Annotated in this window: 9 protein-coding genes; 6 read left to right on the forward strand and 3 right to left on the reverse strand. The window is 44.5% G+C overall.

The window, feature by feature from the left end:
• Window positions 1-165 precede the first annotated feature (165 nt).
• Both F7D73_RS14840 and F7D73_RS14845 read right to left on the reverse strand, forming a co-directional pair.
• Window positions 166-1,455 carry a CobW family GTP-binding protein gene (locus F7D73_RS14840; RefSeq protein WP_153126202.1) on the reverse strand — a complete coding sequence of 430 codons (1,290 nt, stop codon included), beginning with the start codon at window positions 1,453-1,455 and terminating at the stop codon, window positions 166-168.
• A gap of 66 nt (window positions 1,456-1,521) precedes the next feature.
• Window positions 1,522-3,594 carry a protein-disulfide reductase DsbD family protein gene (locus F7D73_RS14845; protein ID WP_153125957.1) on the reverse strand — a complete coding sequence of 691 codons (2,073 nt, stop codon included), beginning with the start codon at window positions 3,592-3,594 and terminating at the stop codon, window positions 1,522-1,524.
• A 173-nt stretch (window positions 3,595-3,767) separates the two neighbouring features.
• Between F7D73_RS14845 and F7D73_RS14850 the strand changes: the two genes are divergently transcribed.
• The 4 genes from F7D73_RS14850 (at window position 3,768) to F7D73_RS14865 (ending at window position 10,076) form a co-directional block, all read left to right on the forward strand.
• Window positions 3,768-4,190 carry a hypothetical protein gene (locus F7D73_RS14850; protein WP_153125959.1) on the forward strand — a complete coding sequence of 141 codons (423 nt, stop codon included), beginning with the start codon at window positions 3,768-3,770 and terminating at the stop codon, window positions 4,188-4,190.
• A gap of 155 nt (window positions 4,191-4,345) precedes the next feature.
• A complete protein-coding gene (locus F7D73_RS14855; RefSeq protein ID WP_153125961.1) occupies window positions 4,346-5,554 on the forward strand; it encodes an efflux RND transporter periplasmic adaptor subunit in 1,209 nt (402 codons plus the stop codon).
• A gap of 52 nt (window positions 5,555-5,606) precedes the next feature.
• On the forward strand, window positions 5,607-8,795 hold the full coding sequence (locus tag F7D73_RS14860; protein ID WP_153125963.1) for an efflux RND transporter permease subunit: 3,189 nt from the start codon (window positions 5,607-5,609) through the stop codon (window positions 8,793-8,795).
• Window positions 8,796-8,801: 6 nt separating this feature from the next.
• Window positions 8,802-10,076, forward strand: coding sequence for a TolC family protein (locus F7D73_RS14865; protein WP_153125965.1), 1,275 nt, complete (start codon window positions 8,802-8,804; stop codon window positions 10,074-10,076).
• A 94-nt stretch (window positions 10,077-10,170) separates the two neighbouring features.
• Here F7D73_RS14865 and F7D73_RS14870 read toward each other — a convergent pair whose 3' ends face one another.
• Complete coding sequence (locus F7D73_RS14870; RefSeq protein WP_153126204.1) at window positions 10,171-12,609, reverse strand: ATP-dependent Clp protease ATP-binding subunit; 2,439 nt, start codon at window positions 12,607-12,609, stop codon at window positions 10,171-10,173.
• Window positions 12,610-13,154: 545 nt separating this feature from the next.
• Between F7D73_RS14870 and gyrA the strand changes: the two genes are divergently transcribed.
• A complete protein-coding gene (gyrA, locus tag F7D73_RS14875; protein WP_153125967.1) occupies window positions 13,155-15,767 on the forward strand; it encodes a DNA gyrase subunit A in 2,613 nt (870 codons plus the stop codon).
• A gap of 77 nt (window positions 15,768-15,844) precedes the next feature.
• Entirely contained in the window at window positions 15,845-17,053 is a 1,209-nt protein-coding gene (locus F7D73_RS14880; RefSeq protein ID WP_153125969.1) for a hypothetical protein, read from the forward strand.
• Window positions 17,054-17,301: the final 248 nt, after the last annotated feature.

The raw sequence follows: 17,301 nt of genomic DNA on the forward strand, positions 1-17,301 counted from the left end.
ATTATATTAAATCCGCTGCAAATTTAACAAAAAAAAACGAAATAAAAGCGAAAAAGGAGAAAAAACTACACCAATGTGTCGATTTTTCTCCTTTTTTCTCTATTTTGAGGCTATTATAGCTTCAAATTCTGAAACTATAGTCTTCAAAGATGCCCTAGCATGTTGCTACAAGCTCAAACATTTATCGAGCTCCTTGATGATGGCATCCTTCTGCTCTTTGATGTGCTGGCCGATAAATACGATTTTTATCATTCGGTCACCATACTTGTCATCCCATTCCTTCTCCAGTTGAGGGTTGTTTCTGCGAAGCTCAGCCAATTGGTCAGCTGGCATCGTTGCGAGCCATTGTCCTGCCTGCTTTACAGTTTTCTGCTGTCCTGCCTGTTCGAATACATAGCACATGTCAGGTTCGTCAGCAAAATAGCAGATACCCTTGGCACGTACTACGTCACGAGGCCATTTTCTCGCTACGAATTCATCAAAGAGAGATAGATCGAATGCCTTACGTCTATAATATACAAAGGTTCCGATTCCGTATTCTTCTACCTCACCACCTTCATGGTCATGGTCGTGATCGTGGTGGTGGTGGTGGCAATGGTCATGATCGTGGTCATGGTCATCGTGATGATGGTGCTCATGTTCATCATCGTGATGATGATGTTCATGTTCCTCATGTTCGTGATGATGTTCATGCTCCTCATGTTCATCTTCCTCGCCATTTCTTTCAGCCTCTATCTCCTGAATCCAACCAGCAGATGTAGCTACAGCCTCCCAATCAAACTTATGGGTATTCACGATTAAATCGAGATCAATATCACCATAGTTGCATTCAAAGATCTCTGCCTTAGGCTGTATGGCACGGATAATCTGCTTGAGATGTTCCAGCTCCTTAGGCTCTACCTCTGCAGCCTTGTTCAAGAGGATGATATTACAGAACTCTATCTGCTGGATAACAAGCGATGCAAGATCTTCCTCGTCAAGATTTGACTTCATCAAATCAGAACCGTTTGCAAACTCATCCTTCATGCGGAGAGCATCTACGACGGTTACAATGCTGTCGAGACGCAAGATACCATTCTTGATATACTGAGGTCCCAATGATGGAATAGAGCAGATGGTCTGGGCAATAGGAGCTGGCTCGCAGATGCCGCTAGCTTCGATTACAATATAGTCAAAGCGCTTCATGTCTACGATTTCCTTCAACTGTTCAACCAAGTCCATTTTGAGCGTGCAGCAGATGCAACCGTTCTGCAATGAAACGAGCGAGTCATCTTTCTGACCCACTACGCCACCTTTCTCTATGAGTGCTGCATCAATGTTGACCTCACCAATGTCATTCACAATAACTGCGAATTTGATACCTTTCTTATTTGCCAAAATTTTGTTTAGCAGTGTGGTCTTACCACTGCCAAGGTAACCTGTGAGTAGGAGTACCGGAACTTCCTTGTTGTTCATCATTGTAATCAATTAAATTCAATATATATATTTATAGATTATTTGCTGGTAATCTATAATTCCAGATTATTTTCTGTAATTCTCAAGTCCCTTGTGCAGGAAATCGAGATAGGCACTGACGTCCTCCTTGAAGCTGAATGCTGCATTCAAAGGCTTGCCATCGTTGTCTACTGGTACGTAGAAAGGCTGGGCATTGGCACCAAATTTACTTGCCTGCAGATAGCTCCACTTGTCTCCGATGGTGCGGAGTGTACGCTTCTCGCCATTGAATTCTACTTCCATTGGCTGAGGCAACGGAGTCTTGTCATCTACATAAAGAGAGATGAGGACGTAATCCTTTGTCAAAATGTCTGCTACAGTAGGATCTGTCCATACTGATGCTTCCATTTTACGGCAGTTTACGCAGCCAAAACCTGTGAAGTCTATGAGTACTGGCTTACCTGCTGCCTTAGCTGCTGCCATACCGGTTTCGTAGTCTTTGTAAGCTGGTTCTACGGTCTTGGTATTGAGATTGAAATCCTGTGTATTGATAGGTGGAGCGAAAGCGCTGACAGCCTTGCAAGGTGCACCCCAAAGTCCAGGAATCATATATACAGAGAAAGCCAAAGAGCAGAGACCGAGCATGATGCAAGGTACAGGCATAGGCTTCTGGATGTCGCCACCAATGGCGTCAACCTGGAACTTCAACTTGCCGATGAGATACAGGCCTAAGAGACCGAAGATGACAATCCAGAGAGAGAGGAATACCTCACGGTCGAGGATGTGCCAGCCGTATGCCAAATCTGCAACAGAAAGGAACTTCAATGAGAATGCCAACTCGATAAAGCCCAGTACAATCTTTACTGTTTCCATCCAAGAGCCTGACTTAGGAGCAGACTTCAACCATGATGGGAACAAGGCGAAGAGGGTAAATGGAAGTGCCAAAGCAAGGGCAAAACCAAACATACCGATGGTAGGAGCCAGCCAATCGCCAGAAGTAACAGTCTGTACTAAAAGCAATCCGATGATAGGAGCGGTACAAGAGAAACTTACGAGCACGAGTGTGAATGCCATCAGGAAGATGCTGATCATACCTGTAGTGCTGGAAGCCTTGCTGTCTACGGCATTTCCCCAACTGTCTGGCAATTTGATTTCAAACCATCCGAAGAATGAGAAGGCGAAAACTGCCAAGAGCAGGAAGAGGATGATATTGAACACAGCACTGGTGCTGAGTGCATTCAAGGTACTAGGACCTGCAATGGCTGTAACGGCAAGACCGAGAACCAAATAGATGACAACAATGCTCAATCCGTATGTGCATGCATCGCGAATACCCTTTTTCTTATCGTTCTTAGCTCGTTTGAGGAAGAAGCTTACAGTCATAGGGATGATAGGCCAGATACATGGCATGACAAGTGCTAGAAGTCCGCCTACAAAGCCAATGATAAAGATATAGAAGAGTGAATGGCTTGCAATGTCGTTATTGCCACCGAAAGCCTGAAGCTCTTTTACTACCGGAGCCCACCAGGCCTTTGCGTCATCACTATCTACAGAGAATGCAGCATCGATATTGGCTGTACTGTCCATCTTTTCAGCTACTCCCTGAAGTGAAGAAGAGTCGGTGTTGGCCTTGACGGCATCAATGCCTTCAGGACCGTTAGCCTTGGTAGCTTCCTTACTGTCAGTCTCAGCCTTGCCATCTACTGCTGGAGATTTTCCACTCTTCTTGAAACTTGCCTCGCTAGGAGGAAGGCAATTCTGGTCGCTGCACGCACCGTATTCAACGTATGCATCGATATGGTAGTTTGGCTTGACGAACTTCACTTTCTGAACGAAAGTAACGCTGCCTTCAAAATAACGTAGCTTCATCTCGAAGAGTGGGTCAAACTTACTAATCTCGTTACCACGAGCTTGAAGTTTGCCAACCAACTCTACACCATCCATCTTGTTGACATTGAAAGTAGCTGAGATAGGTCCGTCTGCTCCCAATCCTGTAGAATAGACATGCCATCCCGATTGGATTTTACCATTAAATACGATTTCCGCTATTGCGGTACCATTGGTCTTGAGCGAAGTAGAGAACTTGACTGGGTTCACCATCTGCGCCTGCGCCAACATTACTACTAGGAGTAATTGTAAAACTGCAAAAATTTTCTTCATTTCTATATTTGTACTAATTTTGATTGCAAAGTTACGAAATAATACTTATAAATGCGCCTATAATTTTGATTCGGGTATAGGTCTTTTTATTTTTTTAAGAAAAAATGCTATAAAAACATCTGTTATTCTTGGTGGTTAACCTTTTTTTCTGTAATTTTGCGCAAAAATTTAGTATGCAGAAGAGAATACTGTACATATTCTGTCTTTGGATAGCCACCATGAGTATCATGCTATCTACGGTGATGATACATCATCACCACAAAGGGCGTATCTGTATGGTAGAAGAACAATGTGAGCAGGACGGCAATATCAATGATGAGCATACTGAGCATCATGATCAGGAGAGCGAAGGTGATCGTGAGAACTGTAGCGTTCGTCAAATGCATCAGTTTGTAGTCAATTCCAAGGTGGTGAAGAATATCCGCAAGTTGCTGGTAGATGAGAACCATCAGTTTGTGGTCTTGTCTTGTTCTTCCCTTTTAACCCTCCCTCGTCTCTCACTCATTTCAGTGAGATGGCAGCATGTGGCTGCTTCTCCTCTTGCTGAGGAACTGGCGGCAGGCTATAGCAGACGGGGACCTCCTTCTATTTTATGATTTTACAAGTTTGCCACTTGGTTGCAGAAATCGGTTTGAAGATTCGAATGCAACTGAGTTGCAAGATTTTTTGTGTACTTTTGCCAACGGATTTTTGATAAGATTCGTTGTGTGAAATTGTAGTGTAGAATTATAAAATAGAAGAAAAGACAAACATGAAAAGAGTCATTTTGATTGTCGCCGTTACGGCGATAGCCTGGGCTGGATTCGCTTTCTTTGCGAAACAGACCGGTTCTGAGGCTCATGCACACGAGGAGCATGAGCATGAAGAAGTGGATTATGATCATATTCCGTTGACAGCCAAGCAGGTCAGCACCGTAGATTTGAAGATGGGTGAGGCTGTGGAGCGCGAGATGGATGCCACCATAGAAGCAAAAGGATCGCTCGTACTGCGTGCACAGGCGATGGGTGATGTTGCCTCCTTGATGGGCGGTATTGTGAAATCTATTTTTGTAAAAGAAGGGCAGCTTGTTCATAGAGGACAGGTTGTTGCTACTGTTGAAAATACAGATGTGGTAAGTCTTCAGCGTGAGTATTACTCTGCTGCCAAGGAGTGTGAACTTGCCAAGGCTGATTGGGAGCGCCAACTTCTGCTCAGTAAGCAGGGAGCAGGTGTGAAGCGCACCTTACAGCAGACCCGAAAAGATTACCAAGTGGCTCATGCCAATCTTTTGGGTATTGGCAGACAGCTCGCTCAGATGGGCATTTCTACCTCGGCTGTTGCCAAAGGTAAGTTTACTACGGCTTTTCCTCTTCGTGCACCTATCTCCGGTGTTGTCAGTCAGTTGACGGCAAGTCTGGGTAGTTATGCAGATATGCAGACTCCACTGATGAAAATTCGCAATACTCAGGCAGTGGAATGCGATCTGAATGTTTTTGAGAAAGATTTGGCCAAGGTGAAGGTGGGTAATCGCGTAACTTTCTCTTTGACCAATCAGCCTGGAGTCAAGCTGTCTGGTACAGTTTATGGTATGAACCAATACTTTAACGACGGTTCGAAATCTGTTGCTGTTCATGTAAAAATGGATGATGCGTCATTGAAAACAAGTCGTATCAATCATATCAAACTCTTTGATGGTATGTATGTGAGTGGACAGATTGCTACTGGTTCACAGAGATGTCTTGCCTTGCCTTCTGAAGCAATTGTTTCTACCGATGGTAAGCAGTATGTCTTTGCTCTCAATGGAGAACCAAAGAAGGGTGAGTATAGTTTCTCCCGACATGAGGTTAGCACTGGCGTTACAGACGGTGGATTTACAGAAGTGAAGCTTTGCGACCATCTGAAGGCAGGCAAGAAGATAGTTACCGACAATGCGTTTTATCTCGCATCGCTTACAGGCGAACATGGTGAACATGCCCACTAAGCTTTAGTTGATTATTTATCAATAGACAGTAAAAGATTTTAGATTAAAGCTTATGTTTCAGAAATTGATTACTTATTCCATTCGCCATAAGCTGGTGATTGGAGTTCTCTCTATAGCCCTAATGGTATGGGGCATCTGGTCCCTTGTTCATCTTCCATTTGATTCTACTCCTGATATTACTGATAATCAGGTTCAGGTGATAACCCAAGCCCCTTCTCTTGGAGCGCAGGAAGTGGAACAATATGTAACTACTCCTGTGGAAATGGCACTCGCCAACATTCCTAGGCTCCAGGAGCGTCGAAGTATTTCGCGTAGTGGTCTCTCTGTCATCACCTTGGTGTTTGATGATCAAGCAGATATCTATTGGGCTCGTTCGCAGGTGAGTCAAGTGCTGACTCAGATAGAGAAAGAGTTACCAAAGAATACCGATACAGAGATGGGACCTATTGCTACCGGATTAGGTGAAATCTACCATTATACGGTAAGGGCCAAGGAAGGATATGAGCATAAATACTCTCTTACCCAATTGCGAACTTTGCAGGACTGGATAGTAAGAAAGCAGCTTTCGGGAACTCCCGGTGTTGCAGAAGTGAGCGGTTGGGGCGGTTACGTGAAGCAATATGAGGTGGCAGTGAATACTGACCAGCTGAATGCCAACAATATTACCGTTAGCGAAATGTTTGATGCGCTGGAAAAGAACAATGCCAATACCGGTGGCAGTTATATAGAAGAAAATGCCAACCAATATTATATCCGTGGTATCGGAACCGTCAAGAGTTTGGAGGATATTGCCAATATCACGGTGAAGACAGTTGGCGGTACACCGGTTAAGGTGAGCGATGTAGCTAAGGTTCAGTTAGGACATGCGACGAGATTTGGTGCTGTTACCCGCAATGGAGAAGGTGAGGTTGTGGCTGGTATCGCCATCATGCTGAAAGGCGAGAACTTTCAGGAAGTAAGCCACAATGTGAAGGAGCGTATTCAGCAGATTCAGAAATCGCTGCCTGAAGGCGTTGTGATAGAGCCGTTCATTGACCGTACTAACCTGGTGGATAGAGTAGAGGGTACCATTGCCCGAAACCTGATAGAAGGTGGACTCATTGTTATCTTTGTGCTGGTTATCTTCTTGGGTAATTGGCGTGCGGGTTTGGTGGTAGCCAGCGTGATTCCGCTCAGTATGCTCTTTGCATTCGGTATGATGAAGACTTTCGGTATTGATGGAAATCTGATGTCGCTCGGAGCTATCGACTTTGGAATGATAGTGGATTCTGCCGTTATTATTGTTGAGGCGGTAGTAACACATATTAATACGGGGCATTTTTCGCAGCCAGAAGTGAGGGCTGCTTATCTGGCTCAAAGTCAGAATGGCGGACAGAATATTCCATTTGCTCTTACACAGAAGCAGATGGATGAAGAGGTGCATTTTTCAGCTTCACGCATCCGACAGAGTGCTGCGTTCGGTGAAATTATGATCATGATAGTTTATATTCCGCTGATGACCTTGGTTGGGATTGAAGGCAAGATGTTCCGTCCGATGGCGCTGACTGTTTTCTTCGCCATCCTTGGCGCTTTCATTCTTTCGCTTACCTATGTACCAATGGTCAGCTCGTTGTTGTTGAGTCGCAAGGTACATAACCGAAAGACTTTCTCTGATAAGATGATAGAGAAACTCCAAGGTTGGTATCGACCTGTCCTTGACTGGGTGTTGGCGCGCAATAAAGATGTCATTACTGCCGCTATCGGATTGTTCTGTGTGAGTATCGTTGGTTTCAAATTCCTTGGAGGTGAGTTTATTCCTAGTTTGGAAGAAGGTGATTTCGCCGTAGAGATGAGTATGTCACAAGGTACTTCGCTCTCTCAGATGGTAGAGAGCTGTACCAAGGCAGAGAAACTGCTGAAGGCGCAGTATCCGGAAGTCAAACAGGTGGTGAGCCGCATTGGTAGTGCAGAGATTCCTACAGACCCGATGCCTGTAGAACGTGCTGACATCATGATTGCTCTCAAACCGAAGGCAGAATGGACGTCTGCAGAAACTACTCCGGAGTTGATGGAGAAGATGGAGGAGACCTTGAAGGCGATTCCTGGTTTGGAAGCAGAGATTTCGCAGCCGATACAGATGCGTAACAATGAGTTGCTGACGGGTATCAAGCAGGACGTGGCTATCAAAATCTTCGGTGAAGACCTTGATGTCTTGACTTCTGAAGCCGGAAAGGTAAAGAAGTTGATAGAGCGTGTACCGGGTGTTAGTGGTATTTTTGTAGAGGAAGTATCGGGTTTGCCTCAGATTCAGGTGAAATACAATCATGAACGCATGGCTTCTTATGGAGTGAGCGTAGATGAAATCAATCAGGTCTTGGAAATCACCTTTGCTGGTGCAGTAGCTGGTGCACTTTATGAAGGTGATAAGAAGTTTGATGTTGTGCTTCGTATGGACCCTTCTCAGCGTAATGCAGAGTCCCTGCAGGAATTGAGTATTCTATTGGCTGATGGTTCTAGGATTCCTCTTTCACAGGTTGCGGATATCGTCTATGAGCCTGCTCCGGCACAGGTGTCTCACGAAAATGGTGCCCGTCGCATCTATGTGGGATTCAATGTAAAGGGGAGAGACGTGCAGAGTACTGTAGAGGATATTCAGAAAATTCTCGATGAAAAGTTGAAGCTGCCGGAGGGCTACTATTATAATTATGGTGGCGAGTTTGAAAACCTGCAGAGTGCAACGCAGCGTTTGATGGTCGTAATACCGATAGCGCTTGTCATCATTTTGCTGCTGCTCTATGCTACAGTCAAGAATGTTCGTGAGTCGCTCTTTGTGTTCTCTGCCATTCCTTTGGCTGCAATCGGTGGTGTTTGGGCTTTATGGTTCAGGGGTATGCCGTTTAGTATTTCGGCTGGTGTTGGATTCATTGCTCTTTTTGGTGTGGCAGTTCTCAATGGCATTGTACTCATCGGACAGATGAATCTGATGCAGCGTGAAGAGAAGGCTTCGCCTGATAACACTTCTGCCAATCTCTCTGAAGTGATTCATCATCGCATCATCGAGAGTTGTATGGTTCGTTTGCGCCCTGTCTTAATGACAGCTCTTGTTGCTTCTATGGGCTTCTTGCCAATGGCACTTTCGCAGGGCGATGGTGCAGAGGTGCAGCGCCCGTTGGCTACTGTAGTGATAGGTGGTTTGATAACAAGTACGTTGCTCACATTGCTTGTATTGCCAGCCATCTACAAGACTTTTACTAAAAAATAACTTATCATGAAGAAGTATATAGGAACATTTAGAAAGGTAATATTCTCGGTCATGACATTGCTGCTGCCAGGAACAGTCCATGCCCAGTTTTTTGATGCGAGTCTGCCTGGGAAGAAAATGACTTTGCAGCAGTGTTTTGATCTGGCTGAACAGCAGAATCTCTCGCTTCAGGCAGTGAGAAAAACGATAGAACGTGCCAAGGTAATGGAAGGTACAGCTTGGGATGTAGATAAAACCGAGGTGGCTTTCTCTCAGAATCCTGCTTCGAGCGGTGATACAGATAATGGACTTACCTTTTCTCAGAGCATCGATTTTCCTACTGTCTATGCCGCTAGGAAGAAACAGTTGAAAGCAGAGACGCAGGCTGAAAAGAGTAGATTGAATGTGTCCAGGCAACAGTTGAAGCAGGAAATTGCTTCTACTTACTATGCGATGCTGTATCAGACCTATCGTCTGAGTATTCTTCAACGTCTTGATTCTATACTGAATCGTTATTGTGATATTGCCGGCAAACGATACAAGGCGGGAGAAACCCGCCAGTTGGAAGTACTTACCTCAGAGCGTCTACGTAATGAGAATCAGGTGGAGATGAGAAATGTGAAGTCGGAGGCAGAGAATCAACAGATGATTTTAATGAATCTTCTGAATTCTGATCAGCCTATATTGCCGTCAGAATCTCATCTTATTATATTGGATTCATCTATCAGTAGTTCGTTTAATTATCAGCAGACGGCTGATGCCCAGTATCAGCAGGACCGCCTGAAGGTACTCGATCAGGAGATAAAAAGTGCCAAGACTGGGTATGCGCCTTCGCTTTCTCTGGCTTTGCGTTCGCAGTTGCTGATTTCCAGTTGGGATCCATATCATATCGACCGTCAGCGTTTTACAGAGGGTAATTTCTTCGGTTTTGAAATTGGTGTGGGTGTACCTCTTTTTTATGGGGCAACCAAGGCCAAGGTGAAGGCTGCAAGGAAAGACCGGGAGCTGGCAGAGCTGAATATGCAACAGGAACGCCGCGAGAAAGAACGTGATTACCGGTTGGGGTATAACCGTTTGCAGAATGCTACGAAGAAGTTGCAATATTACAACGGAGAGAATATTGATAAAGCCAATGAGATAGTACGTCTGAGTACCACGGAATATGAGAATGGTGAAATCAATTATGTGGAATATGTGAATGCCTTGAACGAGGCAATCGATATGAGAATGAAACAAGCTGATGTTATCAATGAATACAATGAGGCTGTACTTGCCTTGATGGCGCTTAATAATAGCTTGTAGAATGATACTTTAAAAAGTAAAGCCCCTGTGCTCTTCTTTTAGGCACAGGGGCTTCGCTTTATGTATTTAATGAAGTGTATTGATTCTTCCTTTTTTATTTGAAAGTCAACTCATCCTTACCAGGGCATTTCCCGACATTGATGATGCTTCCTTTTTCCAATTTACCCTGCATCAGCAGCTCGCAGACTCCATCTTCTATATAGGTTTGGATGGCGCGCTTCAATGGACGAGCACCAAATTGTACATCATATCCCTTCTCGGCAACCAGTTGCTTTGCCTTTTCTGTTATCTGGAAGCCATAGCCCATATCGTTGATGCGCTTGATGAGCGAACTGAGTTCCAGGTCAATGATTCGCTTGATGGCATTGATGTCGAGCTGGTCGAAGGTGATAATCTCGTCAAGGCGATTCAGAAATTCCGGTGCAAACTGCTTGCTCAGACTCTTCTGTATCACATTGCGGGCGTATTCCTTGTCCGTATCCGACATGGTGGCAACATTACCTATACTGCCAGACTTGAAGCCGACACCTTTACCGAACTCTTTTAACTGGCGAGTTCCGGCATTTGAAGTCATAATGATGATGGTATTGCGGAAGTCGATGAGACGGCCATTGCCATCTGTGAGTCTACCTTCGTCAAGTACCTGCAGAAGCATGTTGAAAATCTTGCCGCTAGCTTTCTCTATCTCATCGAGTAAGACGATGCTGTAAGGCTTGCGTCTAACCTTCTCGGTAAGTTGACCACCTTCATTATATCCTACGTATCCCGGAGGTGCACCTACCAGTCTGGATGAGTTGAACTCATCAGCGTATTCGCTCATGTCTATGCGGATCAGTGCACTGGAATCTCCGTAAACTTCTTCAGCAAGTTTTTTTGCCAGATATGTCTTTCCAACACCTGTAGGACCCAGGAACATGAATACTCCTATTGGATGATTTGGATCTCGCAAGCCGATACGATTGCGCTGTATAGCTTTTACAATCTTGTCTACGGCATTATCTTGTGCGATGACCTTACTCTTCAATTTTTCTGCCATCTTCAAGAGTCTGCTATTCTCAGCCTCAGCCATACGTTGTACCGGAACACCAGTCATTTTGCTCACCACGGCAGTAATGTCATCTACTTCTACTGGTGTGCGATGACTGTCGCTTTCACCGTTTTGCCATTTTTCTCTGGCACGTGTCAGCATCTTCTCCATTTGGGCTTGCTGGTCACGATAAGCAGCGGCCAATTCATAGTTTTGATTCGCTACAGCATTTTGCTTATTTGTAATCAATACTTCTATATTATGCTCCAATTCCAGAATGTCATCAGGAATGCTTGCATTTTTAAGATGTACGCGCGAGCCGACCTCGTCAAGAATATCTATGGCCTTGTCTGGGAAGAAACGGTCAGTAACATATCTGTCAGTCAGTTTCACACATGCTTCCAATGCTTCATCACTATAGGTAACCTCATGGAATTTCTCATAGGTGTTCTTGATGTTATGAAGTATCCGCAGTGTCTCCTCTGGCGTTGTCGGATTGATGATTATCTTTTGAAATCGTCTTTCCAGTGCACCGTCTTTCTCAATACTCTTGCGATATTCATCCAGTGTTGTTGCACCGATGCATTGTATTACTCCACGAGCCAGAGCCGGTTTCAGGATGTTGGCTGCGTCCATGGCACCTTCAGCTCCTCCTGCACCGATGAGCGTATGAATCTCATCGATGAAGAGGATTATTTCCGGGTGCGTCTCCAGTTCGTTCACGATTCCCTTGATACGCTCTTCGAAGGAACCGCGATATTTAGTGCCTGCGACAAGACCCGTAAGATCGAGGCTGATGACACGCTTATCAAAGAGGAGTGGGGCAGACTGGTGGTTCTTGATGAGTTGGGCTAACCCTTCAACGATAGCACTCTTACCCACGCCTGGTTCACCAATGAGAACAGGATTGTTCTTCTTGCGGCGTCCCAGAATCTCCATCACTCTCTGTACCTCGTTTTCTCTTCCAACCATAGGGTCGAGAATTCCCTTAGCTGCATCCTGAGTTAAGTCGTGACCATATTTGTCGATGAAAGGAGTGTTTGTCTTTGTCTTTTTCTCCTCTTTCTTAGCCGTTTTCTTATTGTCTTCAGGATTGCTGTTGAGGTCCAGGGGCTCATCGTCTGAATCCAGGAGGTTAGCTTTCGGACGTTCACTTTTCTGTTCCATATCTTCTTCTGTTTCAACTGCGTCATTCTCGTTGTTTTCATCTACAGCCAACTCACTTTCTGCATGAGTATCTTCTATGTCTGTTTCAGTAATCTCTCCATGTTCCATTTCTGAATCTTCAGCCTCAGCAATCTCTTCTGCCTGATGTTTTGCTTCATCATCCGCTTTCCTGTTCTGGTTTTTCAGATAATCTCTGAGACTATCGTAGGTGATTCCATTGCCGGAAAGAAAATTGGAAATAGGATTATTGTTCTGTTTCAGCAGAGCCAGAAGTACATGCTTAGGCTCCACATAAGGTGAATTGTCGCAGATATAAGCCTCCTTAATTGCACTACGCATCAGCTCGGAAGCTGTTGCGTCCAAAGAAGGAGTTCCCAGTTCAGATTCTTCTGAGTCGCAATTTGATTCTTTCGCAATTTCTTGATTGAGTGAATTTTCAAGAACGTTGATGTCGACCCTGAATCCTGTCTCCAATATGTGGTTTATCTCTTTATTCTTTCGCACGAATTCCAAGATTAGATGTTCTATCGTAATCTTGTTGCCATGGCGGCGAGCTACATTCTCACCACACTGTGCTAGAATCTTCTGTATATGTTCAAATGGATTTTGCATATTCTATGTTCCTTTTTTAATAAAGTAGTGCAAAGTTACAAATTATTTTGGTATTTGCAAACCTCCAGCCAACTTTTTTTCTTCCTCAAAAGACAAATAATGCTAAAAGATTCATTTTTTTTGCCTGTAAAGCGTTTGAGTATGGATATTTTTTTGTATCTTTGTCGAGATTTTTGGAGAGGCAAAACGGCTTAGAACGCAAATAAATGCCCTTCTGAGCGATTTTCCATTAAAATCATGGTAATAAAAATACATAAACATTAATATAAGAAATGGACGAAAATCAGACAATGGATCATGATAGAATCATGAAAATCAACATTGAGGAGGAGATGAAGTCTAGCTACATCGACTATTCGATGTCAGTGATTGTGGCTCGTGCCCTTCCTGATGTACGTGATGGTTTCAAGCCTGTGCACCGCCGTATTCTTTACGGTATGCTGGGAATTGGAAACACCAGTGACAAACCATATAAGAAATGTGCGCGTGTTGTAGGTGAGGTGCTCGGTAAGTACCACCCACACGGTGACTTTTCCGTATATGGTGCCTTGGTTCGAATGGGCCAGGAATGGAATATGCGATATACTCTCATCGACGGACAGGGTAACTTCGGTTCTGTGGATGGCGACTCTCCTGCTGCTATGCGTTATACAGAGTGCCGTCTTTCAAAGATGGGTGAACACATCATGGACGACCTCGATAAGGAGACCGTTGACATGATGAACAACTTTGATGATACTCTTCAGGAACCTACCGTCATGCCAACAAAGATTCCTAATCTCCTTGTGAATGGCGGTAATGGTATTGCTGTAGGTATGGCTACAAATATCCCTACCCATAACTTGGGCGAGGTGATTGATGGTTGCTGTGCTTATATCGATAATCCTGATATCGATACAGATGGCTTGATGCAGTATATTCCTGCACCAGATTTCCCTACAGGTGCTACTATCTATGGTATCCAGGGAGTGAAGGATGCCTACGAGACAGGTAAGGGTAGAATCGTGGTTCGTGCTACTGCTGAAATTGAAAGTGGTGAAAGTCATGATAAGATCGTAATCACTGAGATTCCTTACGGAGTTAACAAGGAGCAGCTCGTAATGGCAATTGCCGATCTTGCCAAGGAAGGCAAAGTAGATGGAATTGCTAACGTAAATGATGAGTCCGGCCGTCAGGGTATGCGAATCGTTGTCGATGTAAAGCGTGATTCCAATGCCAATGTTCTCTTGAACAAACTCTTCAAGTTGACAGCTCTTCAGAGTTCATTCTCAGTGAATTGCATTGCTCTTGTCAATGGTCGTCCGCGCCTTTTGAGTTTGAAGGAATGCGTGAAGTACTTCGTTGATCATCGTCATGATGTAACAATCCGTCGTACTCAGTTCGAGTTGAAGAAGGCACAGGAGCGTGCTCACATTCTTGAAGGTCTGATTATCGCTTGTGATAATATTGATGAGGTAGTACATATCATTCGTGCCAGCAAGACTCCATCTGATGCTCAGCGCAACTTGGAGAAGCGTTTTGAACTGGATGAACTGCAGAGTAAGGCAATCGTTGATATGCGACTCAGTCAGTTGACAGGCTTGCGTCTGGAACAGTTGCATAACGAGTTCAATGAGTTGATGAAGACCATCGATTACTTGAATCAGATCTTGAATGACCCTGAGCTTTGCAAGAAGGTAATGAAGGATGAACTCAATGAGGTGAAGGATAAGTATGGTGACGCTCGCCGTACCATGATTAAGCCAGATGATCATGAGTTCAATCCAGAGGATTTCTATCCAAATGATCCTGTGGTTATTACCGTGAGTCACCTTGGTTATATCAAGCGTACTCCATTGTCAGAGTTCCGTGAACAGGCTCGTGGAGGTGTAGGTTCTAAGGGTGCACGTACTCGTGATAAGGACTTCACTGAGTATATCTATCCTGCAACTATGCACCAGACCATGCTGTTCTTTACCAAGAAGGGACGTTGCTACTGGCTCAAGTGCTATGAGATTCCAGAGGGCGACCGCAATTCAAAGGGTCGTGCTATCCAGAACCTCCTCAATATCGAGAATGATGATCAGGTAAATGCATTCCTCCGCCTGAGAGGCTTGAATGATGCCGAATTTATCAATAATCACTATGTTGTCTTTGCTACCAAGAACGGTACAGTGAAGAAGACATGTCTCGAGGCATATTCACGTCCACGTACTAACGGTGTGATTGCTATCAACATCGTAGAGGGTGATGAGGTGGTAGATGTTCGTTTGACAAATGGTCATAACGAGTTGATTCTTGCCAACAGAAACGGTCGTGCCGTTCGTTTTGATGAGAATCAGATCCGTACCATGGGACGTACTTCTACCGGTGTTCGCGGTATGCGTCTCGATGAGGGTGATGATGCTTTGATTGGTATGATTGTAGTCAATGATCCTGAGAAGGAAACCGTGATGGTTGTCAGCGAGCAGGGTTATGGTAAGCGTTCTGACGTAGTAGATTACCGTGTAACCAACCGTGGCGGTAAGGGTGTGAAGACTCTTAACATTACAGAAAAGACCGGTCGTCTGGTAGCTATCAAGAACGTAACCGATGATAACGACCTCATGATTATCAATCAGAGTGGAATCGTGATTCGTCTTGCTGTTGCCGATTGCCGTATCATGGGTCGTGCTACACAGGGTGTCCGCCTCATCAATTTGGCTAAGAAGAATGATGTCATTGCCAGCGTATGTAAGGTGATGAGTTCAGAACTCGAAGCTTCTGTAGAAGAGGAGAGCCGTTCAGCTTGGGCAAAGAAGAGCGAGGAAATAGAAAACGATACAGTTGGTGCCAAGACTGCTGAAGAAGCAGCTGAGGCAGAAGCTGAGTTGGAGAATCAAGATGACGAGAATGTTCAGGAGTAATCCCCTGAACACTCGTTCATATTATATTGACGAAGCGTAAAAAAATATAAATTTCAACTTTTTAAACTTTAAACAAAATGAAAAAGTTAATCGTAGCTGCTATGTTGGTACTAGGTGCCACATCAGCATTCGCAGGTGACAGTGATGCACTCAAGGCTGTCATGAAGGCAAAGACTTATGCTGAGGCTGAGGCTTTGGTAAAGCAGAACTTGGGTCAGTTTGCTAATGATGCCGAGAAGGCTAAGGCTTACAACAAGTTGGTAGACCTTGGTATGAAGGATTTCAACGATCAGCAGTCTATTCAGCAGACCAACCAAATCATGAAGAAAAATGATCCAGTGGATGAGAATGCTATGAATGAGGGTGCTTACAATGCATTGATGAATGCTATTGAGTGCTATAAGTACGATCAGCTTCCTAATGCTAAGGGTAAGGTTGCTCCTAAGTTCAAGGGCAATGCATCACGTGTTTGGGCTGCTCGCCAGCAGCTTGTAAATGCAGGTCAGGCTGCAGCTCAGAACAATAAGGCTGATGAAGTTTTGAAGTATTGGGGTGCATTCTTGGATACTGATGCTGAGCCTCTCTTCGCATCTATTGATGCTAAGCAGAAGGAAGGTGAGAAGGAGTATATTGGTCAGGTTGCTCTCTTCGCAGCTCGTTATGCTTATCAGGCTAAGGATGCTGCTCGTTGCGAGAAGTATTGCGACATTGCCATGACAAGCGAGAAGGAGGCTAAGGATGCTCTTAACCTCAAGCTCTATGTAATGAAGGATGGTTTGAAGACTAAGGAAGACTCTTTGAACTACGTTAACAAGCTGAAGGATCTCTATACTAAGGATCCATCTAATGAGGTAATGCTCGATGGCTTGAACTCTATGTATTCTGCCTTGAAGATGGAGAAAGAGCAGACTGAGCTTTTGGATGCAGCTATCGCTAAGGATCCTAAGAACTTCGTAGCTCTTGCCAACAAGGGTATGATGTATATCCAGAAGAATGATGCTAACAACGCTATCAAGTGCCTCAAGCAGGCTCTCGAGGCAAAGCCAGACAACGTTGTTGTTATGACATATCTTGGTGCTTGCTATAACAGCAAGGCTGGTGAAATCCAGGCTGTTCAGGGTCGTAAGGTGGTTTATCAGGAGGCTATCAAGATTCTTGATAAGGCTAAGGAACTCGATCCTGAGAAGGCACAGGCTAACTGGGGTTACACTCGCTACCAGGCTTACTATGGTTACTATGGTCCTAATGCACCTGAGACCAAGAAGGCTGAGGAAGAGAGCAAGTAATCACATAGGATGATATAAACTTATAATCGCCTTGCCGAATTATCGGTGAGGCGATTTTTTAGGCAGCCCAAAATGATTTCGGTCACTGCATAGCAGGAGTTATACGCTTGCACATCACTTGTTATGCGTGTGCATATCAGCTGCTATGCAAGTGCACAACAGCTGTTGTGCGGTTTCAGATATTATCTATATCGGTGAAACTTACGGTCTTTTTCAACAACTTCTATAGTCTTTTACGACAATTTTTA

The organism is Segatella copri (assembly GCF_009494395.1).
Classification (GTDB): domain Bacteria; phylum Bacteroidota; class Bacteroidia; order Bacteroidales; family Bacteroidaceae; genus Prevotella.

What these genes read in the sequence shown, in the direction of transcription:
- F7D73_RS14840 (WP_153126202.1), bottom strand. Translation starts at nt 1,455, where the DNA reads ATGAACAACAAGGAAGTTCCGGTACTCCTACTCACAGGTTACCTTGGC.
- F7D73_RS14845 (WP_153125957.1), bottom strand. Translation starts at nt 3,594, where the DNA reads ATGAAGAAAATTTTTGCAGTTTTACAATTACTCCTAGTAGTAATGTTG.
- F7D73_RS14850 (WP_153125959.1), top strand. Translation starts at nt 3,768, where the DNA reads ATGCAGAAGAGAATACTGTACATATTCTGTCTTTGGATAGCCACCATG.
- F7D73_RS14855 (WP_153125961.1), top strand. Translation starts at nt 4,346, where the DNA reads ATGAAAAGAGTCATTTTGATTGTCGCCGTTACGGCGATAGCCTGGGCT.
- F7D73_RS14860 (WP_153125963.1), top strand. Translation starts at nt 5,607, where the DNA reads ATGTTTCAGAAATTGATTACTTATTCCATTCGCCATAAGCTGGTGATT.
- F7D73_RS14865 (WP_153125965.1), top strand. Translation starts at nt 8,802, where the DNA reads ATGAAGAAGTATATAGGAACATTTAGAAAGGTAATATTCTCGGTCATG.
- F7D73_RS14870 (WP_153126204.1), bottom strand. Translation starts at nt 12,609, where the DNA reads ATGCGTAGTGCAATTAAGGAGGCTTATATCTGCGACAATTCACCTTAT.
- gyrA (WP_153125967.1), top strand. Translation starts at nt 13,155, where the DNA reads ATGGACGAAAATCAGACAATGGATCATGATAGAATCATGAAAATCAAC.
- F7D73_RS14880 (WP_153125969.1), top strand. Translation starts at nt 15,845, where the DNA reads ATGAAAAAGTTAATCGTAGCTGCTATGTTGGTACTAGGTGCCACATCA.